Consider the following 24,007-nt stretch of genomic DNA (forward strand, 5'->3'; position numbering starts at 1 on the left):
GAAGCTGGCATCCGGCATCCGGCATCCGGCATCCGGTGATCAGCGGAACTCCACCTCGGTGACTTCCACGCGCACCAGCTGGCGTGACCACTCACCCTCCGGCAGCGAGACGCGCACTTCGCGGCTATCGCGTGTCTGGCCGGGGCGCAGGTAGGTCTGGGGCAGGCGATATTCACCGACCCACAGCGGCACCTCACGCGTCGCGAGCAGATGGCCATCATCGGCATACAGGCGCAGTCTGGCCTGCACGCCGATGACACTCTGGCCGGCCGTGTTGTCGAGGCTGAACTGCAGAAGCGCCTCGTCATCCTCTTCGCTCACCGAGGACAGGCGCGCGACCAGACCATCGCGGTGGCCTTCACTCAACAGCCGCGGATTGGCCAGCGCGCTGCTGTTGAGGCGTGACGCGCTGTCAGGCGCTGCGTTGCTGGCACTGGTAGAGGCCGCACCGGCTGATGGTGAGGTCGAGTCGCCCGGCGCAGTGACCGCCGCCGTCACCGGCACAGCCGTCGAGGTCGGCACCAGCGCGCTGCCAGCGCCAGTTTCCACGGACGGTTGTGTGGCCGGGGGGGAAGCGGCCTGTACCTCATCCAGCTGATATTCCCAGCTGTGGTCCGGCTTGAGCAGGATCTTGACGCCGCTGTCGAGCGTCACGGTGACTGGCTGGCTGATCGGCAGGCTATCGGCCAGCGCCAGCGGACTTGCGCTGGCTGCCAGCAGCAGTGCGGTCGCCAGGCGCAGTCGTGGGCGCAGATTCATCGTCATGCCAGCTCCTCAGGCAGTGATGCGTTCGACGCCACTTTCGCGTCCCACCAGCAGCACATCGGCACCGCGTGCCGCGAACAGGCCGTTGGTGACGACACCGACGATGGCGTTGATGCGCGCTTCCATGGCGATCGGGTCCTCGATCAGGAAATTGTAGCAATCGAGGATACGGTTGCCGTTGTCGGTCAGCACGCCATCGCGGTAGACCGGGTCGGCGCCCAGCTTGACCAGCTCACGCGCGACATAGGAGCGCGCCATCGGAATGACTTCCACCGGCAGCGGGAAGCCGCCGAGAATATCCACCTGCTTGGAGCCATCGGCGATGCACACGAAGCGCTCGGCGCAGGCCGCGACGATCTTCTCGCGGGTCAGCGCGGCGCCGCCGCCCTTGATCATCGCCAGGCGCGGGTCGATCTCGTCGGCACCATCCACGTAGACCGGCACGGTGCCGACATGGTTGAGTTCGAAGACGTCGATGCCATGGCCCTTGAGGCGCTCGGCAGTGGCTTCGGAGCTGGCGACGGCACCGGCGAAGTCGTGACGCACTTCCGCCAGCGCATCGATGAACAGATTGGCCGTCGAGCCGGTGCCGACGCCGATGATGGTGTCGCGGCTCAGCAGTGGGCGAATCTCGTCAAGGGCGGCGCGGGCCACGGCCTGCTTCAGCTCATCCTGGGTCATGTGATACCTCGGGTCGGTGGGGCGGTGGTGAAAGTGGGCATTGGCGCGGTCTTCCCCGCGTGGCCAGCAGTTTACCGCCGACAGGCACTGGAAAACGGCTTGACGTGAAGCGCAACGCCGGAAAACGCCACATTATAACGGCAAACCCGGCGATGGCGCTGGACGCTCTCGCCAGCGGTCTGATAACAATGGGGGTTCGGTCGCGCTCATGCGGCCCGCGCTGTGACACATCAGGACATTCCTATAATGCTCGAACATTACGTCAAGAAAATCCTGTCGGCTCGTGTCTACGAAGCCGCCCATGAAACTCCGCTCTCGCCGGCACCCTTGTTGTCGCGTCGTTTCGGCAATCACATCTTCATCAAGCGTGAAGACCTGCAGCCTGTCTATTCCTTCAAGATTCGCGGCGCCTACAACAAGATGGCCCAGCTGACGGATGAACAGAAGGCGTGTGGCGTGATTGCGGCCTCGGCCGGCAATCATGCGCAGGGCCTGGCGATGGCGGCCAAGCTGATGGGCGTCAAGGCAGTGATCGTGATGCCGCGCATTACGCCGGAAATCAAGGTGCAGGCCGTGCGCGAGCGCGGCGCGCGGGTGATTCTCAAGGGCGACGCCTTCCCCGAGGCACTGGCCCACGCGCGTACCCTGATGGACGAGCACGGCTATACCTTCATTCCGCCCTATGATGACCCGGATGTCATTGCCGGCCAGGGCACCGTCGGCATGGAAATCCTGCGTCAGCACCCCGGCAAGATCGATGCGATCTTCGTGCCGGTCGGGGGCGGTGGTTTGATCGCCGGTGTCGCGGCCTACGTGAAGTACCTGCGCCCCGAGATCCGCGTCATCGGGGTCGAGGCGGAAGATGCCGCCTGCCTCAAGGCGGCCATGGAAGCCGGCGAACGCGTGGTGCTGGACCAGGTCGGCGTGTTCGCCGAAGGCGTGGCGGTCGCGCAGATCGGCGCGGCACCGTTCGAGCTCATCCAGCACACCGTCGATGAGGTCATCACCGTCAATACCGACGAGATGTGTGCGGCGGTCAAGGACATCTTCGAGGATACGCGCGCCGTCTCCGAAACCAGTGGCGCACTGTCACTGGCGGGCCTCAAGAAATACGTCCAGCAGTCAGGCGCGGAAGGGGAGACGCTGGTGTGCATCAACTCCGGTGCCAACACCAACTTCGATCGCCTGCAGCACATTGCCGAGCGCACCGAGCTGGGCGAGCAGCGTGAGGCGATTCTGGCCGTGACGCTGCCGGAGCGCCCGGGGGCCTACAAGCAGTTCTGCAAGGTGATCGGCAAGCGCATGGTCACCGAGTTCAACTATCGCTATGCCAACCCGGAGGAAGCGCATGTCTTCGTCGGCGTGCAGGTCAAGCCGGGCGGTGAAGACCGCGCCGCTGTGGTCGAGAAGCTGCGTGAGGCGGGCTATGCGGTGGAAGACCTGACCGACAACGAACTGGCCAAGCTGCACACGCGTCATCTGGTCGGTGGGCGCACGACCAGCGATCTCGAGGAAGAGGTCTATCGTTTCGAATTCCCGGAGCGCCCTGGCGCCCTGATGAATTTCCTCACCCACCTGCCGGCGGACTGGAATATCTCGCTGTTCCACTACCGTAACCACGGCGCGTCGCATGGCCGGGTGTTGATCGGAATGCAGATCCCCAATGGCGACCGCGCGCGGGTCGAGGAATATTTCAATGAGATAGGCTATCGCTTCTGGAAAGAGAGCGACAATCCCGCCTATCGCCTGTTTCTGTCCTGAGCGAGGCAAGCGATGGGGCGATGATGGCTATATGAGTCATTTGCGTTGAAGGCGGCGAGCTGAGGCGCAGCTCATCATGCTTCATTGGTCATATTCGTGGAAAGAAAAGCCCCGGCCTTCGCGTGGAAGGCCGGGGCTTTTTCATGCGTATCCGGCGGGCATGCCGCAGGAAATTCCACATTTCATGCCAGGCGCGAAAAAGAACGGTGTTTTTGATGGAAGCCCTTGTCGGCTTGGGCGAGCAGACATCAAAAGCTGCGTGGAAAAGCGTCCATTCAAACGATTGCATGGTGATTGTCATACAGAAGTCAGATGCCTATCATCTGGTCACTGTCAGGAAGACAGTCATCGACAACCGTCACGCGAAAGCCACTGACGATATAAGAAGAAGCCCGCTCTCATGAAACGTAAGCCCGATCTGGTCATGGCCCTGGTATTCATCTTCGGGATTGGTGTAGTGGCAACCGGCTACGCCCAGACCGTAATGGGTTCCTGAATCCTGCGCTGCTGCCATCACCGGCGGTAGCGGTGCTGCTGGCGTCAGTCTCTCTGGCGCCACGCACCCATGCCATGACCCTCCTGCCAGGCTTTCCAGCGTTTCTGCTCCCGGCTTTCCAGCTCCCCGACTCCCCCTCAGCTTGACCCCTCGTCTGGCTTCACTGCGTTGCTGCTTCGCCTCCTCACAGATAGCCCCTTTCTGCCTGCTTTCACCCTCGTGCTCCGGCGTCTCGCGGTCGTCTCATGGTCGTGCCATCGATCTCGTCGTAAAGCCCGGCGCCTCATTCGGCACGGGCAGGACGCACGACTTCGCGATCACTGATGATGGCGTCCAGCGGGACATCCCAGGACTGTACCGGCAGGGCGGGGACTTTCTGACAGTGGTGGGCGAGGCCGATCAACAGTGGCCGTGGGCCGGGACGGCGCGTAAAGGCGAAGCTGCGATCGTAGAAGCCACCGCCCATGCCGATGCGAGCCCCGCGCCCATCGAAGCCGACCAGTGGCATCAAGACGACATCCAGCGCCCAGGCAGGCAGGCGCCGCGCCCTGGAAGCCCCATGACGGGTGTCCGGTTCGGCGATGCCGAAGCGGTTGCTGACCAGGGGTGTCTGATCGTCGTAGCGCACGAACCATAGCGAATTGGCCGCGAACGGACGCAGTACCGGCAGATAGACCTTCGCTCCCCGTCGCTGCAGCCAATCGCACAGACGCGTGGCATCGATCTCGCCATCGTAGGGCAGATACAGGGCGACGTGGCGGGCGCGCAACAGTTCTGGCAGCCGTTTCAGCTGACGCAGGAGTGCATCTTCGGCTTGCAGACGAATGGCAGGTGGTAGCTGACGGCGGCGTTGGCGCAGCAGACGGCGAAGCGCACGGCGGTCGGCCTGAGGGTGATCGAGCTCGCTGGGCAGTGCCCAGAGCGTGGTATCGAGTGCTGCAGAAGGGAGTGGCGAGCGTGGGCTCGCGGATGCGGCATAGGCCGCGGGGGGCTTGTGCATGCCTGACAATCTCCGTCAGACAGGGTTCTCCAAGGTGCCGGTGTTACCGGGGGCCCTTGAACCCAGCGGTTCAAGGTGGGTAGTCCCGCGCAGCGCATCAGGCGTTCCGACGCACGGACATGCACACAGCACTGCGCAGTGGACTCCCTGGGAATAGCTTATAAGCTCGAGGGACATCGGCAACTGTCGTACACCCCAGAGAACTCATTCAGTCTACCAAACCCCGCCTGCCTGCCCAAGGGCTAATCCTGTCGGGAACAATCTGTTGCCTGAATGTATCAGTTGTTTGATTCTGAAGCGTTTTTACGCTCAGCAGCGCGCGCCTTCGCCTGATCGGCATAGTCGGCTGGCAGCTGACTGAGCGCGGCATCCAGTTGACGGTCCAGCGCGGTGAGGCGAGTCTCGAAGTCGCGCTGTAGGGCGCGTTCGCTGTCACGGCTGTTGATCAACTCATGCGAGATATTGAGCGCTGCCATCAGGGCGACCTTGTCGGCGCTGATGGTGTTGCCGCGCTGCTGGATGCCTTGCATGGCGAGATCCAGATAAGCCGCCGCACGGGTCAGGCCATCTTCCTCGCCGGGCTGACAGCTGACGGTATAGCTGCGGCCGAGCAGGCTGATCTCGGTGGTATTGCGTGGGGTGGCGGAATCGCTCATGTAGATCCTCTCGGGCCTTGTCCGGCGTCATCCAGATTGATGCCGACGTCCTGCTGTCAGTGCGTCACCGTCGCAGTCAGGACGGCAAGCCAGAAGGAGGGCCAGTGCGGTAAGATGGGGGCATTCTCGAGCCACTATAGAGAGCCGCTTCTGGAGGGTCAACGCGCCGCGCGGCGCGGCTGCCTTGTGCTGCAGCACATCCTTCAGATGCCATTCTCCCGCTACAGAACCACTTCTCACTGACTCAATGGGGCCGCATCATGGCGATCATCAACGATACCTTCGACTTCTCGCTCGTCGCAGACCACTTCCTGGCTCACGGCAGCCTCAACAATCCCTCCTTCCTCGATGGTCAGCTGGTAGCCGCACTGGCGCTGGATGACATCAGTGCCGAGGATTGGCTGGCGCGCGTCTGCGCCTCGCTGGGGGTCGAGCAACCGGCCACGCGTGAGGCCGGTGAAGTCTTCCTCACCTGGCGCACGCGCAATCAGGAGCGTCTGGCCGCCAGCGAGATGAGCTTCGAGCCGCTGCTGCCGGATGACATGTTCTCGCTGGCCGAACGTGGTCAGAGCCTGCGCGAATGGACGCTGGGCTTCCAGGAAGAGCTGGCCGGTGCCGATGACGATGTCCGTAGTGGCTGGAGTCAGGCGCTCAAGGATGCGCTGAGCGATGTCGAAGCCATCTCGAGCGGCCTCGCCAATGCCGAAGACCTCGACGACGACAACGCCGAGGACGAGGCCGACCTGTTCGCGCTGGCTGACCATGTGCGCATGGCGGCCTTGCTGCTTTACACCGAGCAGCACCCGGGCAACCCGGACGTCGAGAAGCCCAGCGATGACCAGCTGCCGGAAGGCGGTCTCGAGGGTAGCCTCGGCGTCAGCTCACGTACCGATACCCACTGAATCGATGGTCACCCACCGCTTGCGCCGCGTCTGATGCAAGGCTGGTACAAGAGGGCGGGTGACCCCATCTACAGCATCACGCCTGTTTGTCACTCGAACGCGCCATGCTCGGCGGGTTCTCGACGGAGATTGCCATGACTGCCCCAGCCATCCTGCCCGCACCTGCTGCCCTGACGGCAGAGGATTTTCGTGCACGCCGCCAGCGCCTGATCGCGCAGCTGCCGCAGGGGGCTGCCGCATTGGTGGTCTCGTCGGGCCTGGCCCAGCGCAACCGCGACAGTGAATACAACTTCCGTCAGAACAGCGACTTCCACTATCTGACCGGCTGGCCGGAACCCGAGGCCGCCTTGCTGTTGCTGCCCGGGCGCGCCGAAGGGGAGAGCGTGCTGTTCTGTCAGGAGAAGGACCCGCTGGCCGAAGCCTGGACCGGCATCCGCATCGGCGCCGAGGGTGCCGTCGCCACGGCAGGCTTCGATCAGGCCTTCACCAATGAGGCCCGTGATGAGGTGATGGCCAGCCTGCTGGATGGCCGCGAGCGTCTCTATGTGCTGTTCGAGGATGACGAAGCCCTGGCGCTGGCTCAAGCGCTGCGCGATGAGCTGGCCGCCGCGGTGCGTCGCGGAGCACGGCCGCCGGCCGCCTTCGAGGATCTCGCGCCGCTGCTGCATGAGCAGCGCCTGATCAAGGATGAGCGTGAGCTGGCACTGATGCGCCACGCCGCCGAGATTTCCGCGCGCGCGCATGTGCGTGCGATGCAGATCAGCCGTCCCGGCCTGCACGAGTATCATCTGCAGGCCGAGATCGAGCATGAATTCCAGTGGCAGGGGGCGCCGGCTCCGGCCTACACCAGCATCGTCGGGGCGGGTGTGAATGCCTGTGTGCTGCACTACATCGAGAATCGCGCGCCGCTGGAGGATGGTCAGCTGGTGCTGATCGATGCCGGCGCCGAGTACGCCCTCTATGCCGGCGACATCACGCGTACCTTCCCGGTCAATGGCCGCTTCAGTGAGCCGCAGCGCCGTCTGTACGAGATCGTGCTCAAGGCGCAGGAGCGTGCGGTGGCCGCCGTGGTACCGGGTGCAACGTTGGTGGGCATTCACCAACAGGTGGTGCATGACCTGACCACGGGGCTGGTCGAGCTGGGCCTGTTGCAGGGCGAGGTCGAGGAATTGATCAGCAGCGATGCCTACCGTCGCTTCTATCTGCACTCCACCTCGCATTGGCTGGGGCTGGATGTGCACGACGTGGGCAGCTATCGCGAAGCGGGTGAGCCACGTCCGCTGGTGCCGGGCATGGTGCTGACCATCGAGCCGGGCCTCTACATTCCGCAGGACGGCGACATTCCTGTCGAATATCGCGGCATCGGCATTCGCATCGAGGACGACGTCGCGGTGACTGCCGCGGGCCACGAGGTGTTGAGTCATGGCGTGCCCAAGTCCGTCGAGGCCATCGAGGCGCTGATGCGCGCGGAGGCCTGACGCCATGAGCGAGCCTGAAGCCATGAGCGGGCGTGATGCCGAACACTTCGACATCGTGATCATCGGCGGCGGTCTGGTGGGCGCCAGCCTGGCCTGTGCGCTGGCGCCGCTGATGGCGCGTGTGGCCGACGAGAAGGGCCTTGAGGCCGCAGCGTTGCGTGTCGCCGTGATCGAGGCCAATGAGCTGCCCGCGGCGACGGCAGACGCCCAGCGCTTTCAGCCCAGTTTCGATGCACGTGCCAGCGCCATCGCGGCGGGCTCACGCCAGCGGTTCACCGCCTTCGGGGTCTGGGAGGCGATGTGCGAGCACGCCACGCCGATTCGCACCATCCATGTCAGTGAGCGCGGCCACCTGGGCGCGACCCGCATGCGGGCCTCCGAACTCGAGGTAGCCGCGCTCGGCCACGTGATTCCCAATGCCTGGATGGGCCAGGTACTACATCGCCAGCTGGCCGAGCTGCCGCTGGCCTGGTATTGCCCGGCGCGCGTGGCAGAAATCGCCGTCACGGCGCAAGGCCATCGCCTCACGCTCGAGGATGGTCGTCTGATCGAGGCTGAGCTGACCGTGCTGGCGGATGGCGGTCGCTCCGGACTCAAGGAGCGCCTCGGCATCCACAGTGCGGCGCAGGACTATGAGCAGCATGCCTTGATCGCCACGGTGGAGATGAGCCAGCCTCACCAGGGAGTCGCCTACGAGCGCTTCACCAGCGAAGGCCCGATGGCGCTGCTGCCGCTGGCCGGCAAGCGCATGGAGCTGGTGTGGACACGCTCGCCCGCGGACACGGGAAGCCTGATGGCGCTGCCCGACAGCGACTTCCTGCAGGCGCTGCAGCGCGCCTTCGGTGAACGCGCTGGACGCTTTCGCCGCGTCGGGCAACGCCACGCCTATCCGCTGTCGTTGGTGCGTGCCAGCGAGGGCACGCGTCCCGGCCTTGCGGTGCTCGGCAATGCCGCCCACGCCCTGCACCCGGTGGCAGGGCAGGGCTTCAATCTGGCGCTGCGCGGCGTGACCGACCTGGTCGCGGCCATCGAGGCGGGCCTGACGCGTGGCGAGTCGCCGGGGGCCACCAGTGTGCTGAGTGACTTCGAGGAACGGCGCGGCGCGGATCGCGACAATGTGGTGCTTTTCAGCGATGGCCTGATCCGTCTGTTCGGGGTCGAGAGTCGTTGGCTGGGGCATGCACGGGCAGCGGGCCTGATCGGGCTCAATCTGGTCTCGCCGCTCAAGCGCCTGTTGGCCAGACGCTCGATGGGCATTGAACGCTGAGGTTGGTGGGTGCTCGCTGACTTGGCTCGTGGGCAGAGCCTCGCAGGCAGGGCGTCACTGACAGGGCGTCACTGACAGCGCCTTGGTGTCGAGCCACGCGACGGGGCTTCGAGATCAGGGCACGAGATTGGTCTTCGAGATCAGGCTACGAGACAGAACTACGAGACAGAACTACGAGACAGAACTTCGAGACAGGGAGCAGGCATGAAGGACGGTCGATCAGCAGGTAGCGCACATGACGCCGATGTCGCCATCGTCGGTGCCGGTATCGTCGGTGCCACCCTGGCGCTGCTGCTGGGGCAGGCGGGACTGCGGGTCATGCTGGTCGAGGGGCGTGAGTCCGCGACCCGCTGGCAGCCAGATAGTGCCCCCGAGCCACGGGTGAGTGCATTGACGCCGGTCTCTCAGCAGCTGTTGAGCGGTCTGGGTGTGTGGCCGACGATCGCCGCCAGTCGCTTGATGCCCTATACCGGCATGCAGGTGTGGGACGCAGAGGGCAATGGCGAGATCCAGTTCAGTGCCGAGGACAGCGGTGTGCCGGTGCTGGGGCATATCGTCGAGAACCGGGTCACGCTCGCCGCGCTGGAGCAGGCCATCGATGCCTGCCCGGCAATCACGCGCTGCTTCGGGGCGCGTGTGGCAGGCATGGCACTGCCACGCTCAGGCGCTACATCAGTAGTGAATGCTTACCAACTAGATGAGGCGGAAGCGACCAGCCTGACGCTGACCGATGGCCGGACAGTCACCGCGGCGCTGGTGGTCGCGGCGGATGGTGCGCGCTCACGGCTGCGCGAGCTGGCCGGGATCGCCACGCGGGAACACGACACCGGCCAGGTCGCGCTGGTGGCCACGGTGCGCACCGAACTCGCGCATCAGGCCGTCGCGCGTCAGCGCTTCCTGCCGACCGGGCCGCTGGCCTTCCTGCCACTGGCCGTCAATGACGCCCTGGCTCAGCCGGCCGAGGGAGCCTCGGCCGCAGAACGGCATTGCTCCATCGTGTGGTCGACCACGCCAGAGGAGGCCGAGCGGCTGCTGGCACTGTCACCGGCGGCATTCTGTAGTGAGCTGGAAGACGCCTTTGAAGGTCAGCTCGGCGCCATCGAATGGGCGAGTGAGCGCTTCAGTTTCCCGCTGCATCAGCGCCACGCCGAAGACTATGTGCTGCCGGGGCTGGCGCTGGTAGGGGATGCTGCGCATGCCATTCACCCGCTGGCAGGCCAGGGCGTCAATCTGGGTTTGATGGACGTGGCGGTGTTGGCAGACGAGCTGCTGGCAGGACATCGCCGCGGGGTGGCGCTTGGCGACGAGCGCTGGCTGGCGCGCTATCGCCGCCGGCGTCGCAGCGACAATGCCATGATGCTCAAGATGATGGATGGCTTCCGGCTGTTGTTCGGCAGTCGTCAGCCGGGCGTGCGGCTGCTGCGCAACTTCGGGCTTGGTTTCGTCGACGGCCAGGGCGAGTTGAAGCGTATCCTGATGCGTCAGGCGATGGGGCAGCGGGGTGAGTTGCCCGCCAGCTGCAAGCCGTAACAAGAGTGAAGGTGATGTAGTATATGACCTGCCGGGTATGTGAGTGCCAACTATCATTGCTTGGGCGCAGGATTGGCCGATCGCCGCCACACAGCGCTATATATCTCCATACAAGTGCGCATGTCATGCCCCCTGCAACGACAAGGCCCCGCCATCTGGCGGGGCCTTGTCGTTGTGGCCTGATGATCAAACGATCATGGCGTAATGCTTACTCGTCGCTTGTGGGCACGGTGGCCTTGAGCGCCGCGCTGCGCCCCAGCACGTTCATGCCCTTGAGCAGATTGAGCGCCTCACCCAGCTGATAGTCGCTTTCCGCCACTACCGGGCTGTCGGGTGCCTTGCTGCTGGCGGATTCGCTGGCGGCGTTGGCATTGTCGAGGCGCCCGTCGAGGTCTGCCTCGCGCACGCTGAAGTCACGTCGCGTGTCGCGCTCGAGACGGCCTCGCACGACCTCGACATCCGGGCGAATGCCCTCGGCCTGGATCGAACGTCCGCTGGGCGTGAAGTAGAGCGCGGTGGTCAGCTTGAGCCCATCGCCATTGCCCAGCGGCATCACCGTCTGGACCGAGCCCTTGCCGAAGCTGTCGGTGCCCATGATGATGGCGCGGTGTTGATCCTGCAGCGCGCCGGACACGATTTCCGCGGCCGAGGCCGTGCCGCCATTGATCAGCACCACCAGCGGGGTGTCGCCCGCCGGGGTATCGGGCTTGGCCGAGAAAGACAGCTCGCTGTCGGGCAGGCGGCCTTCGGTGTAGACGATGCGGCCGCTGGACAGGAACAGGTCACTGATCTCGACGGCGGCCGAGAGAAGCCCGCCGGGGTTGTTGCGCAGATCCAGCACCAGCCCCTTGAGCGGCTCGCCATCGTTGTCTTCCCGCAGCCTGGCCAGCGCCGTGTGGGCCTCGTCACCGGTCGCGCTCTGGAACTGGCTGATGCGCAGATAGCCATAGCCCGGGTCCAGCAGGCGCTGACTGACGCTGCTGCTCTTGATGATGGCCCGCTCCAGCACCACTTCGCGCGGCATGTCGGCGCCCTCGGACAGAATCAGCAGCCGAATGCGTGAGCCTGCCTCACCGCGCATCAACTTGACCGACTCCGACATCGACAGGCCGTCCAGCGGCGTATTGTCGATCTTGAGGATGACGTCTCGCGGCTGCAGGCCCGCACGCGCCGCCGGGGTGTCGTCGATGGGGGCGATGACGGTCAGCTGGCCATCGTCGCCGGTGCCGACCTCGATACCGATGCCGCCAAACTCGCCATCGGTATTCTCGCGCAGGTCCTGCCAGTCTTCCTGATCCAGATAGGCGGAGTGCGGGTCCAGCCCTTCGAGCATGCCGCGCATGGCATTCTTGAGCAGCGTGCGGTCATCGACCTGATCGACGTAGGTGCGCTTGATGCGCTCGAAGACCTCGGCGAAGGTGCGCAGCTCATCCAGCGGCAGGTCCGTGCCCTGGCGGGCATCCTGAGCGCTGTCGGCCGGTGAGGTGACATCTTCTGCACTGGCCGGCAGTCCGCCACCCAGCAGGGCAAGGCTCAGCGGCACGCTGACCGCCAGCTGACGCAGGCGGCGCGGGGCAGGACGGAACGGCGACATTGCAGACATGCGATTTCCTTCTCGACGGATACTGACTCGACTGGTACCGAAATGCGCTGAGCGCCGGGGCCGGATGTCGAGGCATGGCAGGGGGAACACCGCCCAGCATGCTCGCAGTCACAGGCTACTGCGAGCATATCCCGCGCGAGTGCCTGGCGACTAGCCCGCTGGCTAGCGGTGGCATTCAGCGCTGGCTGACAATCAGGCGATGCGTGAGGTGCCGCTGCCAGACACTTCAGCGGCGCGAGAGCCAGCGACTCGGGTCTGTCGGCTGACCGCTGCGGCGCACTTCGAAATAGAGCGCCGGGCCATCACGCCCGCCGCTGCTGCCGACACTGCCCAGCTGCTGGCCGCGTGACAGGCTGTCGCCCGGGCCTACGCTGAAGCTTGCCAGGTGGGCGTAGAGCGTCAGCACGTTGTCACCGTGATCGAGTATCAGCAGGTTGCCATAGCCGCGCATCCAGTCCGCGAAGACCACGCGACCGGCGTGCGGCGCCGTGACGGCGGTACCCTGCGTCGCGCGAATCAGCACGCCATCACGGTTGACGCCCTCGCCACGTCCATAGGCGGAGATCACCTTGCCCGGCGCCGGCCAATCCATCTTGCCCATCGCACGCGTGATGCGGGTCCTGGGGGGCGGCGCGCTCTTGATCGACTTGAGGCGCTTCTCGAGGGTCTGGATCAGCTGATTGGCATGCGCGCGGTCCTGGTCCAGTTCGGCGATCTTCGCCTCATGGCTGGCATAGCGCGCATCCAGCTTGCGCAGCAGGGCGGCGCGTTCATTCTGTTGCGCGATCAGCTGACTGGCCTGCCGCTTGAGGCCTGCCTGCACGTCATCCAGGCGTGTCTGGCGAGCCAGCAGTTGTGCGCGGGTGTCGGCCAGTGACTGGTTCAGCTCGGCCAGGCGCTCCAGCGCCGCACGCCGTGATTCGCTCAGATGGTTCAGATAGACCTGCAGGCGCTCAAGACGTGCGGGATCATCCTGGTTGAGCAGCAATTTCAGTTCAGGCTGACGACCGAGGCGATAGAGGGCGGCCATCTCTTCGGCCACTGCCGCCTTCTGGGCCGTCTGCTGCTGACTGAGGGCTTCACGCTTGCGCGTCAGTGCCACCAGCTGCTGCTTGATGTCATCGCGCTCATCCTCGAGCTTGCCGGTCTGCTGGCGCGTGGCATTGAGCTGGCGCTCGATCTTCTCCAGCCCGTTGCGGGTGTCGCTGCGCCGCGCTGCCGTGGCCTTGAGCTCGCCCTGCATCGCCTGGATCTCGCGCTTGAGGCGCTTGAGGTCTTCCTGGGAGGCCTGCTTCTTCTGGGTCAGGGTGGCGGTGTCGTCAGCGGCCTGCGCGGTGGTCGACACCACGGGGCCGAGTGCCAGCGGGGCGAGACTCAGCAGCCAGGCAGACAGCACAACGCCGGAGACTCGGCTCCGGCGCTTGAAGATTCGGGGGCGGTCGCCCAGCCCGAGCGGCTTGCTCGGGCTGGGCGAGAGGCACGACGCACCGAAGGGTGCGCCATGCAGCCTGCTATCAGGCCTCGGCATAATCGACCAGCACCTTGCCATCCATCTCTTCCGGCACCGACTGGCCCATCATGGTCAGCAGGGTCGGGGCGAGATCGCACAGACGCCCGTCGGCGGCCAGCTTGGCATCGCGCTGCGTCACGTAGATCAGCGGCACCTCGAAGGTGGTGTGCGCGGTCTGCGGATTGCCGGTTTCCGGGTGCACCATCTGCTCGGCGTTGCCGTGGTCGGCGGTGATCAGGCATTCGCCTCCGACCTTCTCGAGCGCCTCGACCACGCGTGCCACGCACTTGTCGAGGAACTCGACGGCCTGGACGGCGGCATCGAACTTGCCGGTGTGGCCGACCATGTCGCCGTTGGCGTAGTTGCAGACGATGAGGTCGTAGCCGCCGGACTCGATGGCTTCCACCAGCTTGTCGGTGACTTCGCCGGCGCTCATTTCCGGCTTCTCGTCGTAGGTCTTCACGTCCTGCGGGGACGGCACGAGGATGCGCGTCTCGCCGGGGTATTCCTCTTCACGGCCACCGGAGAAGAAGAAGGTGACGTGTGCGTACTTCTCGGTCTCGGCGATGCGCAGCTGGGTCAGGCCACGGTCGGACACGACCTCGCCCAGGGTGTTGTGCAGCTCGGACGGCGGGAAGGCTGCCGGCGCCGGGATGTCGGCGGCGTACTGGGTCATCATCACCAGGCCGTCGTGGGCCAGCTTGGGCGGTGTGCGCTCGAAGCCTGCGAAGTCCGGCTCGACGAAGGCGCGGGTCAGCTCGCGGGCACGGTCGGCGCGGAAGTTCATGAAGATGGCCGCATCGCCTTCCTGCATGGCGACGGAATCGCCGATGCGGGTGGCGGTGACGAATTCATCGGTCTCATCGCGCTCGTAGGCGGCAGCCAGACCGGCGACACCGGTGGCGGCTTCATGCTCGGCTTCGCCGTTGGCGATCAGGCGGTAGGCCTGCTCGACGCGGTCCCAGCGGTTGTCGCGGTCCAGTGCGAAGTAGCGACCGACCAGCGTGGCGACACGGCCGTCTTCCAGGCCCAGGCCCGCGAGGTGCTCATCGGCACGCGCGATGGAGGCCTCGGCGCTCTTGGGCGCGGTGTCGCGGCCATCGGTGATGGCGTGGATATAGATGCGCTTGGCGCCCCGCTCGGCGGCCAGGTCGGCCATGGCCAGGGTGTGGTCTTCGTGGGAGTGGACACCGCCCGGAGATAGCAGGCCGATCAGGTGCACGGCACGCCCGGCCTTGACGGCGGCATCGATGGGCGCGGTCAGGATGGCATTGTCCTTGAGGGCATTCTCACGCACCGCCTTGGTGATGCGCGTGAAGTCCTGATAGACGATGCGACCGGCACCGAGGTTCATGTGGCCGACTTCGGAGTTGCCCATCTGGCCGTCCGGCAGGCCGACGAAGCCACCATCGGTGTGAATCAGTTCGCTGGGATATTCACGACGCAGGCGGTCCATCACCGGCGTGTCGGCGGCGAGGATGGCGTTGTCCTTCTCCTCTTCGCTGTGACCGTAGCCGTCCAGAATGATTAGGGCGACGGGACGCGGACCTTGTGCTTGAGCTGCCATGACTTCCTCGCTGTGATGACGAATGATCTGGGGTGAGCAGGGGCCGGGATGACAGGATGATGTTCGACGGGCGACGCATCATGCAGCTGTCATGTCCTGCGGCCATGCTGTGGCGCATCCGTGGGGCAGAACCCTCGGCGGAAACGACATGTAGTGATAAAACTACCTGCTCGTTCTGCCCTCTATTAGAGGGGTGGTAAGGTGCCGAGTGCAAGTGCCGCAAGTGTATCGCCGGGATTGGGTTGCGCTATCGGTGGATCGCCCCGGCCCGGCTGAGCTGACAGCAGCCGGCGCATCGCCCGGCTACGCCTTTTTGATGCCATGCAGCGGCATTCATGCTTGGGCCTGTCATGTATAATGCTGGCTCCGTTACCTCAGGTAGCGGTCTATTTCCTTTGCCGCGTACGCGTCGGCATGCACGTCACAGCGGAGTTAGCCCGTCTCATGATCGAACAGCTGCTTCAGTTCGCGCAGAATCATCCCTTGCTGGTCGGCGCCTTCGTCGCCCTGCTGGTCGCCCTCATTGTCATGGAAACCATGCGTGGCAACCACGGCGTCAGCGTCAGCGAGGCCACGCGACTGGTCAATCGCGAAGAGGGTGTCTTCATCGACATCCGCGACAGCAAGGAATTCAAGGCCGGTCATATCGCCGGTGCCGTCAACGTTCCCAGCAGTCAGCTGACCAGCGAGACCACTCCGCTGGCCAAGTACAAGGAACGCCCGGTGATCATCGTCTGCAAGCATGGCCAGACGGCGGGACCGCTGGTGGCGCGCCTCGAGAAGGATGGCTTCAAGCAGGCCGTCAAGCTCAAGGGCGGCATGGGCCAGTGGGAAGCCGACAGCCTGCCGGTCGTGACTCGCTGAGTCGCAGACTCGCACGTCGCGTGTCTACCAGCTGTCATTGCCCCGCTGGCTGGGCAAGTTTGCGGGTCTGCTGGAGGCCGGCTCGCAACCAAGAATAAATCTCCGAACCCTCAAGGATATGTCTCATGGCTGAAGAACAGAACGCACAGGCTGCAGCAGGCGCAGAACAGGCTCAGGATCAGCTCCAGTTTGCCCTGCAGCGCATCTACGTGAAGGACGTGTCCTTCGAAGCCCCGAATTCTCCGGCGGTCTTCTCCCAGCCGTTCCAGCCGAAGGTCGCGCTGGAGCTGGATACCGAGCACCAGCAGGTCGGTGAGGAGCTGTTCGAAGTCTCCATCAAGGTCACCGCACAGGTCACCAATGGCGAAGACAAGACCACTGCCTTCCTGGCGGAAGTCGAGCAGGCTGGCCTGTTCCGTATCGCTGGCCTGTCTGCCGAGCAGCTGGACCACACCCTGGGCGCCTTCTGCCCGAACGTGCTGTTCCCGTATGCGCGTGAAGCCATCGACAACCTGGTCAACCGTGGCAGCTTCCCTCCGCTGATGCTGGCTCCGGTCAACTTCGAGGCCATGTACGCGCAGCGCAAGCAGCGTGAAGCCCAGGGCGCCGCCGAGGCGACCGCTCACTGATCAGTGAGCCGGCCTTGATTGGCCACATGACAGGTACGACCAGCGACGGGCCCCAGTGGCCCGTCGCTGCGTTTTTGGGCGACAATGACCGCCGCCTTGCCTGCGATGCTGCATCGACTCATCGCGGTTCACTTTCATTGCTTCTCTGTCCGCGAGACCCCGTCCATGGCCATCCGTCTGTACTGCCCCGATCTTGATCTCAATGTCAGCGCCGGGGCGTCCTTCGCGCTCCCCGAGGGGCCTGCACGCCACCTCGGGCTGGTGCTGCGTGCCAAGGTCGGCAGTGAGGCGCAGCTGTTCGATGGCCGTGGGCAGGAGGTGCGCGTGCTGCTGGAGGAGGTGACCCGCAAGGGCGTCAGCGTGCAGGTGATCGAGGCGGTGCCCAATGACCGCGAGGCGCCGCTGGCGGTGCATCTGGGGCAGGCGATCTCCAAGGGCGATCGCATGGATTACGCCATCCAGAAGGCCTGTGAGATGGGCGTGGCTGCCATCACGCCACTCTACACCGCGCGTGGCGACGTCAAGCTCAAGGGCGAGCGCGCCGACAAGAAGCTGGCGCACTGGCAGGGCGTGGCGGCCAGCGCCTGCGAGCAGTGCGGAAGAAGCGTCGTGCCGGTCGTGCATGCCCCGGTGGCGATGACGCAGTGGCTGTCCGAGCGTGATGAGCCGCTGCGCCTGATTCTGCAGCCGGGCGGTGCCGAGGCGCTGAACGTGGCCGAGGCCGAGGGCGGCGTGACCCGTGCCAGCCTGCTGATCGGCCCGGAAGGCGGCTTCACGCAGGAAGAGGTGGCAGAAGCGGCCGCAGCCGGTTGTGAAGTGCTCGGCCTGGGGCCGCGTATCCTGCGCACCGAGACGGCGCCGGTGGTGGCGCTGACCTTGCTGCAGCAGCGATTTGGTGACCTGCCGCGCTGATCTCCCGTCATCTGGCACCCGGGCGGAATTGTTGATCTGCCGGCAACACAGCGTGAGCCGGCAAGGGCGTTTCGCCAGTGGTGAGCAGCACGGCGCTGCTGCATACTTGTCCCATCGCTCCCGCGCCATGGTGTCATGTCGCGACGGGAGTCTCCGTTATCCCCGCTGCCGGCCGCGTGCCGGGCTGGCAGTGTCGTCACAAGGTTGCCTCAATGACTGCTCGCAAGCTCAAGATCGGCGTGGTGATGGACCCGATGTCCAGCGTCGCCTACAAGAAGGACACCACTCTGGCCATGTTGTGGGCCGCCAGCCAGCGTGGCTGGTCGCTGCACTATCTCGAGCAGGAAGACCTCTATCTCGAGAATGGTCGCGCCATGGGCCGGATGCGTGATCTGGAGGTCTACCACGACCCGGACAACTTCTATCAGCTGGGCGAGGTCGTCGCGACTCCGCTGGCCGAGCTTGACGTGATCCTGATGCGCAAGGATCCGCCCGTCGACGAACACTTCCTGAATGCCGTTCACCTGCTGGGCTTTGCCGAGCGGGAAGGCGTGCTGGTGGTCAATCCGACGGCCGCGCTGCAGACCTGCAACGAGAAGCTCTTCGCTCAGCAGTTCCCGCAGTGCATCCCGCCGACCACCGTGTCGGCCAACGACAAGGTGCTGCGCGCCTTCCACGCCGAGCATGGCAACGTGATCTTCAAGCCGCTGGATGGCATGGGTGGCAGTGGCATCTTCCACGTCGCCGAAGATGGCCGCAATCTCGGCTCGGTGATCGAGCAGCTGACGCTGCGGGGCACCCGTCAGATCATGGCCCAGCGTTATGTGCCGGAAATCAGTGCCGGCGATACGCGCATTCTGCTGGTGGATGGCGAGCCGGTGCCGTTCGGCCTGGCGCGCATTCCCAGCGCCGGCGAGACGCGCGGCAACCTGGCGGCTGGCGGACGTGGCGAATCGCGTGAGCTGACCGACCGCGATTACTGGCTGATCGAGCAGGTCAAGCCGGTGGTGAAATCATTGGGGCTGATGTTCGTCGGCCTGGACGTGATCGGCGACTACATCACCGAGATCAACGTCACCAGCCCGACCTGCGTACGCGAGATCGATACCCAGCGCGGCACTGATATCGCCGGTCTGTTGATGGATGCCATCGAAGCGCGTCTGGCGGCGCAGACGCCCGCCTGATCAACGTCGCGGTGAGGTCGGCACCAGTTGGCTGACCCGCAATGGATTCGCAGTAAACGGCAAGGAAGCCGAAGCTGCCAATGAGGTTCCGTGGACAGGGAGTGGGGTATGGCAGCACCCGTCGAATGGTGGGCAGGCAATCATAGCGTCACCGACCCGATCACCTATGTACCGGTGACGCGGGTGCATCGCCGTGTGGTGGCATGGGGCGCGGCACTGGCCGTCCATGCCGTCATCGGCTGGTGGTTGCTGGGCAGCGGCCTGCTGACGCCGCCCGAGGTGCCGCCGATGCCAAAGCCGGTGATGCTCGATGTGACGCTGGTCAGTCAGGCCAGCACCACTGCCGTCGACTCGCAGGTGGTGGCCGAGCAGGACCAGCAGGCCAGTGGCAGCGGGCGCGAGGCAGCGGTGCAGGCCGGGCCAGTCAATCAGGCGCCCCCACAGCCGGGTGAGCAGAGTGCGTCCGAGGCCAGCGAGCCGGCCGTGTCGGAAGCCCAGGCCCCGGCCACGCAGGCGCTGGTACTGCCGGAGCGCATCCCCGAGGTGATCGCGACCCAGCAGGCGTCGTCACAGCAGGTGACGCGTTCCGAACTGCTGCCGGATACGCCGGACAATGAACAGCAGGCCAGCGAGCAGGACGTTCAGCGAATCCAGGCCTCCGGCCAGTCGCGTGAGGTGGTGGGTGACACCGCCTCACGCAAGGCGGCGCGTGCCTCGGCCCGCGCGCGCTATATCAATGACTGGACCGGCACGGTGCAGGCATTCGGCAATCAGCACTATCCGGCGCCTGCTCATCTGAGCGGCGAGCTGCGGATTCGCGCCGTCGTGCTGCCCAGCGGTCAGCTTGAGTTCGCGGAAGTGTTACAATCCTCGGGACATGCTGAACTCGACCAGGCGGCTCTGGATACGGTCTACGGCGCGGCTCCTTATGCGCCCTTTGATGAAAGTCTCAAGGGGATGAGCCAGCTGACCATCACCCGCATCTGGCGATTCGGCCCCGGCAACGATTCTGGCGCGCCCTGACGCCTCGGGAGGACCATGCAAAGTCTGCGAGACTATTTCCTGCTGGCGATGCCGCATCTCGATGATGACAATTTTTCCGGCTCGCTCAGTTACCTCTGTGATCATGATGACAAGGGCACCCTCGGTGTCATCGTCAACAAGCCGATCAAGCTGACCATGCGCGGTCTGTTCGAGCAGCTCGAGATCGCTGCCGACAGCTGTGAGCGCCTCGATGAGGTGGTCTATTACGGTGGCCCCGTCCACAAGGACCGCGGCTTCATCCTGCATCGCGGCAAGGCCAGCGAGTGGGATTCCAGCCTGCAGGTGACCGACGAGCTGGCGCTGACCACCTCGTTGGACATCCTGAAGGCGATAGCCGGCAACGAAGGCCCTGATGACTTCATGGTGTGCCTCGGCTGCGCTGGCTGGGAGCCGGACCAGCTCACCAACGAGCTGAAGGAAAACAGCTGGCTGATCGTCGAAGGCGACAGCGGCATCCTCTTCGATGCCGACAGCGAGTCCCGTCTCGAAGCGGCTGCCAGCAAGCTGGGCGTCGACATGAATCTGATGTCGCGGGAGATCGGGCATGGCTGAGCGGCAAGTCAGCCGTACGGCGCTGGCGTTCGATTTCGGCACGCGCCGCATCGGTGTCGCGGTGGGCACCGAGATGCTCGGCACCGCGACGCCCCTGGTGCCGCTGCATGTGCGGGACGGCATTCCGGACTGGAATGTCGTCAATCGCCTGATCGAGGAATGGCAGCCCGACCTGTTCGTGGTCGGCCTGCCCCTCGAGCTGGACGGCAGCGAGACACTGATGTGCAGCCGAGCCCGCAAGTTCGGCAAGCGCCTGTATGGCCGCTACGGCAAGCCGCTGGAAATGTGGGATGAGCGCGGCTCCACCAAGGCGGCCAAGGGCTTGGCGCGCGAGCGCGGCCACCGCGGCAATTATCGCGATGATGGCGTGGACGGCCTCGCCGCTCAGCTGATTCTCGAGAGCTGGTTTGCAAGCCAGCGAGGCGAGGGCGACCTTGTCGGTTACTGAATACTCCACCCGCTTCCTTTCCGGAAGCGGGTTTTTTTTGTCTGTTTGCCGCCATCCGGCAGGGAAGATAGGAAGCGATATCCATGCAAGAGTCTGAGATGCACGAAGAACATGAGGCACTGCCAGAGGTCGAGGCACTGCTCGAGGCCATGACCGAGGAGCTCGAATTGCTGTTCGAGCGCCGTGAACTCGATCGTGAACGTCTGATTCCGGTCGGCATTCATACCGGCGGTGTCTGGGTCGCCCAGGCACTGCGTGAGCGGCTGGGGCTGGAAGAGCCCCTCGCGACACTGGATATCGGTTTCTGGCGCGACGACTTCGGCCACAAGGGCCTGCCGGATGGCGGCCAGGGGTCACAGCTGCCGGATATCGAGAACCGCGATCTGCTGCTGGTGGACGATGTGCTGATGAGCGGACGTACCGTGCGCGCGGCGCTCAATGAGCTGTTCGACTATGGCCGTCCGCGCCGCGTGCTGCTGGCCTGCCTGGTAGAGCTGCCGGGACGTGAGCTGCCGGTGCAGCCGGACGCCTTGGGCGCCAACCTGGCGCTGGCGCCCGGCAAGCGCATCAAGCTGGATGGCTCCGGCAACCTGCGCCTGACACTGGTCGATACCGGCGAGGTGACGGCATGAACCTGTTTGATCTCTCGCAGGCCAGCGCGGACGTGCGGGCTGCCTCGCCGGCACAGGTCCAGCTGGATGAGCAGGGCCGGCTGCGCCACTTTCTGGATATCGAAGGCCTGCCGCGCAGCGTGTTGACCGAGATTCTCGACACCGCCGATCACTTCCGTGGCATCGGCGATGCCGAGGTCAAGAAGGTGCCGTTGCTGCGCGGACGTACGGTGGCCAACCTGTTCTTCGAGAACTCGACCCGGACGCGTGCCACCTTCGAGCTGGCCGCCAAGCGTCTGTCGGCGGATGTACTCAATCTGGACATCAAGACCTCGTCGGCCGCCAAGGGCGAGTCGCTGATGGATACCCTGGTCAATCTCGAGGCCATGCAGGCGGATGCCTTCGTGGTGCGTCATGGCGACTCCGGCGCGGCGCACTTCATCGCCAGCCAGATCACGCCGCATGTGGCGATCATCAATGCCGGCGACGGTCGCCATGCGCACCCGACCCAGGCGATGCTCGACATGCTGACCATCCGCCGCCACAAGGGCGAGTTCGCCAATCTGCGCGTCGCGATCGTCGGTGACATCCTGCATTCACGCGTCGCTCGCTCGCAGATTCAGGCGCTCAATACGCTGGGCGCAGCGGAGGTGCGGGTGGTCGCGCCGCAGACGCTGCTGCCCATCGGGGTCGAGACGCTGGGCTGTCAGGTCTTCACTGAACTGGCAGCAGGGCTGAAGGATGTCGATGTCGTCATCATGCTGCGCCTGCAGAAGGAGCGCATGGATGGCGCGCTGCTGCCCTCGGAGTCGGAATACTACCGCCGCTATGGTCTGACCCGCGAAAGCCTGGCACACGCGCACCCTGACGCCGTGGTGATGCATCCGGGGCCGATCAACCGGGGTGTCGAGATCGAATCCGCCGTCGCGGATGGTCCGCGCTCGCTGATACTCGATCAGGTCACCAACGGCATCGCGGTGCGCATGGCGGTGCTGTCGATGGCGGTCTCCGGACAGATGAAGGCGCGCGCCGAGCGCAGGGGTGAACGTTCACGAGGAGCTGGCGCATGAAACGCAGCCTGATCAATGCACGGGTGATCGACCCGACCAACGGCCGCGATGGCCAGTACGACCTCCACCTCGACGGCGGTCGCCTGATCGCGATCGGCGAGGCGCCGGCGGATTTCAGTGCCGAGCAGCGCGATGATCTGGCGGGCAAGCTGGTCACGCCGGCCTTCATCGATCTTGGCGCGCACTTGCGCGACCCGGGTCCGCGCTACAAGGGCAGCCTGGTCAGTGAGTCGGCTGCCGCACTGGCGGGTGGCTACGCGACCATCCTGCCGCGGCCCGACACCAGCCCGGTGCTCGACAGCGCCTCGCATATTCGTACGCTGCTGGACCGTGCGCGTGATGTGGCGGGGGTGCGTCTTGCGCCGCTGGGGGCACTGACGCAGGGACTGGACGGTGATCTGCTCGCCAATATGGCCGCGCTCAAGTCTGCAGGCTGCGTGGCACTGACCAACCTGCGCCAGCCAATACGCGATCTAGGCGTACTGCGCCGTTGTCTGGAGTACGCGCGGACCTTTGATATCACCGTCGTGTTCCAGGCCCAGGAGGCCGCCTTGGCCGGGCAGGGCTGCGCCCATGAGGGCGCCATTGCCTCGCGTCTCGGATTGGCCGGCATTCCGGAATCTGCCGAGACGGTCGCCCTGACCCAGTGGCTGCTGTTGATCGAGCAGACCGGCGTACGGGCGCATGTGTCGCTGCTCTCCAGCGCACGGGCCGTGGAGCTGGTACGTGATGCCAAGGCCAGAGGGCTGGATATCAGCGCGGATGTGTCGATGGCGCAACTGCACTGGACCGATGAGCAGCTGGAAGGCTTCAACGCCAATTTCCATCTGGAGCCGCCACTGCGCAGCGCGGCAGACCGTGATGCGCTGCGGGCCGGTGTGGTCGATGGCACCATCGACGCCATCGTCAGTGATCATCTGCCCCATGAAGCCGCAGCCAAGAGCGCGCCCTTCGCGGTATCCGAGCCCGGCATGACCAGCCTGGAAACCATGCTGCCGCTGGGGCTGGCGCTGGTGAAGGCCGAGCTGCTCAGCCTGCCTCGCCTGATCGAGACATTGACGTTCAGTGCCAGACGCTTCGGACTCAAGGGCGGCATGCTGGAAGTGGGCGAGTACTGTGATCTGGCGGTGATCGATATGGCGCATGAATGGCGTGTCTCAAGCGAGACGCTGGTCAGTGCCGGCCATAACACGCCGCTGCTTGGCATGCTGTTGAACGGTCGCGTCGAAGAGGTGCTGCTGGGTGATTCCTGCTACGCCTAAGCAGTGTTTCACGTGGAACATGATGCTTGAGATATTTGGCTAAAGCGCGCCAACAGTCTGATAGCCAAGCGGTTTTTTGAATGACGTATGGGGAGAATTGGCTGCTTTTTCGTAAAGTAGCCAATTTCTTTACCAGCCTATGGCGCAGAGTGACATCGCTGGGCTGCGCTCTTTGCTGCCGGCAGATGTTTCACGTGGAACAATGGCTTCAGGAG

General features: G+C 64.8%; 22 protein-coding genes and 1 other RNA gene. 15 read left to right on the forward strand and 8 right to left on the reverse strand.

Features of this window, described 5'->3' with window-relative positions; translation table 11 throughout:
* Positions 1-39: 39 nt before the first annotated feature.
* Together CLAM6_RS00110 and rpiA are read right to left on the reverse strand one after the other, a co-directional pair.
* The gene (locus CLAM6_RS00110; protein WP_153635008.1) at positions 40-765 is read right to left on the reverse strand and encodes a DUF3157 family protein; all 726 of its coding nucleotides are present in this window, start codon (positions 763-765) and stop codon (positions 40-42) included.
* A gap of 9 nt (positions 766-774) precedes the next feature.
* On the reverse strand, positions 775-1,446 hold the full coding sequence (rpiA, locus tag CLAM6_RS00115) for a ribose-5-phosphate isomerase RpiA (RefSeq protein WP_054556388.1): 672 nt from the start codon (positions 1,444-1,446) through the stop codon (positions 775-777).
* Between the two features lie 237 nt (positions 1,447-1,683).
* Between rpiA and ilvA the strand changes: the two genes are divergently transcribed.
* Positions 1,684-3,207, forward strand: coding sequence for a threonine ammonia-lyase, biosynthetic (gene ilvA, locus CLAM6_RS00120; RefSeq protein WP_263643043.1), 1,524 nt, complete (start codon positions 1,684-1,686; stop codon positions 3,205-3,207).
* A gap of 779 nt (positions 3,208-3,986) precedes the next feature.
* On the opposite strand, the gene CLAM6_RS00125 is transcribed toward ilvA, so the two are convergent.
* From CLAM6_RS00125 to CLAM6_RS00135, 3 genes are all read right to left on the reverse strand, one after another.
* Positions 3,987-4,703, reverse strand: coding sequence for a 5-formyltetrahydrofolate cyclo-ligase (locus CLAM6_RS00125; protein ID WP_153635009.1), 717 nt, complete (start codon positions 4,701-4,703; stop codon positions 3,987-3,989).
* A gap of 22 nt (positions 4,704-4,725) precedes the next feature.
* Positions 4,726-4,908, reverse strand: a non-coding RNA gene (gene ssrS, locus CLAM6_RS00130) — 6S RNA.
* Positions 4,909-4,981: 73 nt separating this feature from the next.
* Positions 4,982-5,359, reverse strand: coding sequence for a cell division protein ZapA (locus CLAM6_RS00135; protein WP_064503224.1), 378 nt, complete (start codon positions 5,357-5,359; stop codon positions 4,982-4,984).
* Between the two features lie 260 nt (positions 5,360-5,619).
* Between CLAM6_RS00135 and CLAM6_RS00140 the strand changes: the two genes are divergently transcribed.
* The 4 genes from CLAM6_RS00140 to CLAM6_RS00155 all read left to right on the forward strand — a co-directional run bounded on the left by CLAM6_RS00140 (position 5,620) and on the right by CLAM6_RS00155 (position 10,536).
* Complete coding sequence (locus CLAM6_RS00140; RefSeq protein ID WP_064503223.1) at positions 5,620-6,261, forward strand: UPF0149 family protein; 642 nt, start codon at positions 5,620-5,622, stop codon at positions 6,259-6,261.
* A gap of 134 nt (positions 6,262-6,395) precedes the next feature.
* A complete protein-coding gene (gene pepP, locus CLAM6_RS00145; RefSeq protein WP_153635010.1) occupies positions 6,396-7,739 on the forward strand; it encodes a Xaa-Pro aminopeptidase in 1,344 nt (447 codons plus the stop codon).
* A gap of 4 nt (positions 7,740-7,743) precedes the next feature.
* On the forward strand, positions 7,744-9,006 hold the full coding sequence (gene ubiH, locus CLAM6_RS00150) for a 2-octaprenyl-6-methoxyphenyl hydroxylase (RefSeq protein ID WP_153635011.1): 1,263 nt from the start codon (positions 7,744-7,746) through the stop codon (positions 9,004-9,006).
* Between the two features lie 204 nt (positions 9,007-9,210).
* Positions 9,211-10,536: a UbiH/UbiF/VisC/COQ6 family ubiquinone biosynthesis hydroxylase gene (locus CLAM6_RS00155; RefSeq protein ID WP_153635012.1), complete on the forward strand. Its 1,326-nt coding sequence runs from the start codon at positions 9,211-9,213 to the stop codon at positions 10,534-10,536.
* 208 nt (positions 10,537-10,744) lie between these two features.
* Here the strand turns inward: CLAM6_RS00155 and CLAM6_RS00160 are convergent, their stop codons facing one another.
* The 3 genes from CLAM6_RS00160 to gpmI form a co-directional block, all read right to left on the reverse strand.
* Complete coding sequence (locus tag CLAM6_RS00160) at positions 10,745-12,130, reverse strand: S41 family peptidase (RefSeq protein ID WP_153636739.1); 1,386 nt, start codon at positions 12,128-12,130, stop codon at positions 10,745-10,747.
* 235 nt (positions 12,131-12,365) lie between these two features.
* A complete protein-coding gene (locus CLAM6_RS00165) occupies positions 12,366-13,535 on the reverse strand; it encodes a murein hydrolase activator EnvC family protein (protein ID WP_172978605.1) in 1,170 nt (389 codons plus the stop codon).
* Positions 13,536-13,653: 118 nt separating this feature from the next.
* Entirely contained in the window at positions 13,654-15,216 is a 1,563-nt protein-coding gene (gene gpmI, locus CLAM6_RS00170; protein ID WP_153635014.1) for a 2,3-bisphosphoglycerate-independent phosphoglycerate mutase, read from the reverse strand.
* A gap of 444 nt (positions 15,217-15,660) precedes the next feature.
* On the opposite strand from gpmI, the gene CLAM6_RS00175 reads away from it, so the two are divergent.
* From CLAM6_RS00175 to CLAM6_RS00220, 10 genes are all read left to right on the forward strand, one after another.
* Positions 15,661-16,080: a rhodanese-like domain-containing protein gene (locus CLAM6_RS00175; protein WP_043331622.1), complete on the forward strand. Its 420-nt coding sequence runs from the start codon at positions 15,661-15,663 to the stop codon at positions 16,078-16,080.
* Between the two features lie 125 nt (positions 16,081-16,205).
* Complete coding sequence (gene secB, locus CLAM6_RS00180; RefSeq protein ID WP_043331620.1) at positions 16,206-16,709, forward strand: protein-export chaperone SecB; 504 nt, start codon at positions 16,206-16,208, stop codon at positions 16,707-16,709.
* A gap of 165 nt (positions 16,710-16,874) precedes the next feature.
* Entirely contained in the window at positions 16,875-17,621 is a 747-nt protein-coding gene (locus CLAM6_RS00185; protein WP_153635015.1) for a 16S rRNA (uracil(1498)-N(3))-methyltransferase, read from the forward strand.
* Positions 17,622-17,833: 212 nt separating this feature from the next.
* Positions 17,834-18,805 (forward strand): glutathione synthase, encoded by a 972-nt coding sequence (gene gshB / locus CLAM6_RS00190; RefSeq protein ID WP_043331619.1) that lies wholly within the window; start codon positions 17,834-17,836, stop codon positions 18,803-18,805.
* 108 nt (positions 18,806-18,913) lie between these two features.
* Positions 18,914-19,828 (forward strand): energy transducer TonB, encoded by a 915-nt coding sequence (locus CLAM6_RS00195; protein WP_153635016.1) that lies wholly within the window; start codon positions 18,914-18,916, stop codon positions 19,826-19,828.
* A gap of 15 nt (positions 19,829-19,843) precedes the next feature.
* Positions 19,844-20,401, forward strand: a complete 558-nt coding sequence (locus tag CLAM6_RS00200) for a YqgE/AlgH family protein (RefSeq protein ID WP_043331610.1) — start codon at positions 19,844-19,846, stop codon at positions 20,399-20,401.
* Positions 20,394-20,849, forward strand: a complete 456-nt coding sequence (gene ruvX, locus CLAM6_RS00205; RefSeq protein ID WP_054556397.1) for a Holliday junction resolvase RuvX — start codon at positions 20,394-20,396, stop codon at positions 20,847-20,849. The genes CLAM6_RS00200 and ruvX overlap by 8 nt, the downstream gene beginning before the upstream one ends.
* A 98-nt stretch (positions 20,850-20,947) precedes the next feature.
* The gene (pyrR, locus tag CLAM6_RS00210) at positions 20,948-21,481 is read left to right on the forward strand and encodes a bifunctional pyr operon transcriptional regulator/uracil phosphoribosyltransferase PyrR (protein WP_153635017.1); all 534 of its coding nucleotides are present in this window, start codon (positions 20,948-20,950) and stop codon (positions 21,479-21,481) included.
* On the forward strand, positions 21,478-22,530 hold the full coding sequence (locus tag CLAM6_RS00215; RefSeq protein WP_052384301.1) for an aspartate carbamoyltransferase catalytic subunit: 1,053 nt from the start codon (positions 21,478-21,480) through the stop codon (positions 22,528-22,530). Before pyrR ends, CLAM6_RS00215 begins: the two co-directional genes overlap by 4 nt.
* Complete coding sequence (locus tag CLAM6_RS00220; RefSeq protein WP_153635018.1) at positions 22,527-23,792, forward strand: dihydroorotase; 1,266 nt, start codon at positions 22,527-22,529, stop codon at positions 23,790-23,792. The genes CLAM6_RS00215 and CLAM6_RS00220 overlap by 4 nt, the downstream gene beginning before the upstream one ends.
* Positions 23,793-24,007 lie beyond the last annotated feature (215 nt).

It is taken from the genome of Cobetia sp. AM6, from assembly GCF_009617955.1.
GTDB lineage: Bacteria > Pseudomonadota > Gammaproteobacteria > Pseudomonadales > Halomonadaceae > Cobetia > Cobetia amphilecti.

Excerpts from the sequence above, each read along its gene's own strand:
- CLAM6_RS00125 (WP_153635009.1), bottom strand. The coding sequence starts at position 4,703 with ATGCACAAGCCCCCCGCGGCCTATGCCGCATCCGCGAGCCCACGCTCG.
- CLAM6_RS00110 (WP_153635008.1), bottom strand. The coding sequence starts at position 765 with ATGACGATGAATCTGCGCCCACGACTGCGCCTGGCGACCGCACTGCTG.
- secB (WP_043331620.1), top strand. The coding sequence starts at position 16,206 with ATGGCTGAAGAACAGAACGCACAGGCTGCAGCAGGCGCAGAACAGGCT.
- CLAM6_RS00195 (WP_153635016.1), top strand. The coding sequence starts at position 18,914 with ATGGCAGCACCCGTCGAATGGTGGGCAGGCAATCATAGCGTCACCGAC.
- gshB (WP_043331619.1), top strand. The coding sequence starts at position 17,834 with ATGACTGCTCGCAAGCTCAAGATCGGCGTGGTGATGGACCCGATGTCC.
- CLAM6_RS00140 (WP_064503223.1), top strand. The coding sequence starts at position 5,620 with ATGGCGATCATCAACGATACCTTCGACTTCTCGCTCGTCGCAGACCAC.
- CLAM6_RS00155 (WP_153635012.1), top strand. The coding sequence starts at position 9,211 with ATGAAGGACGGTCGATCAGCAGGTAGCGCACATGACGCCGATGTCGCC.
- CLAM6_RS00220 (WP_153635018.1), top strand. The coding sequence starts at position 22,527 with ATGAAACGCAGCCTGATCAATGCACGGGTGATCGACCCGACCAACGGC.
- pyrR (WP_153635017.1), top strand. The coding sequence starts at position 20,948 with ATGCACGAAGAACATGAGGCACTGCCAGAGGTCGAGGCACTGCTCGAG.
- gpmI (WP_153635014.1), bottom strand. The coding sequence starts at position 15,216 with ATGGCAGCTCAAGCACAAGGTCCGCGTCCCGTCGCCCTAATCATTCTG.
- CLAM6_RS00135 (WP_064503224.1), bottom strand. The coding sequence starts at position 5,359 with ATGAGCGATTCCGCCACCCCACGCAATACCACCGAGATCAGCCTGCTC.
- ubiH (WP_153635011.1), top strand. The coding sequence starts at position 7,744 with ATGAGCGAGCCTGAAGCCATGAGCGGGCGTGATGCCGAACACTTCGAC.
- CLAM6_RS00175 (WP_043331622.1), top strand. The coding sequence starts at position 15,661 with ATGATCGAACAGCTGCTTCAGTTCGCGCAGAATCATCCCTTGCTGGTC.
- CLAM6_RS00215 (WP_052384301.1), top strand. The coding sequence starts at position 21,478 with ATGAACCTGTTTGATCTCTCGCAGGCCAGCGCGGACGTGCGGGCTGCC.
- CLAM6_RS00185 (WP_153635015.1), top strand. The coding sequence starts at position 16,875 with ATGGCCATCCGTCTGTACTGCCCCGATCTTGATCTCAATGTCAGCGCC.
- rpiA (WP_054556388.1), bottom strand. The coding sequence starts at position 1,446 with ATGACCCAGGATGAGCTGAAGCAGGCCGTGGCCCGCGCCGCCCTTGAC.
- pepP (WP_153635010.1), top strand. The coding sequence starts at position 6,396 with ATGACTGCCCCAGCCATCCTGCCCGCACCTGCTGCCCTGACGGCAGAG.
- ruvX (WP_054556397.1), top strand. The coding sequence starts at position 20,394 with ATGGCTGAGCGGCAAGTCAGCCGTACGGCGCTGGCGTTCGATTTCGGC.
- CLAM6_RS00200 (WP_043331610.1), top strand. The coding sequence starts at position 19,844 with ATGCAAAGTCTGCGAGACTATTTCCTGCTGGCGATGCCGCATCTCGAT.
- CLAM6_RS00160 (WP_153636739.1), bottom strand. The coding sequence starts at position 12,130 with ATGTCGCCGTTCCGTCCTGCCCCGCGCCGCCTGCGTCAGCTGGCGGTC.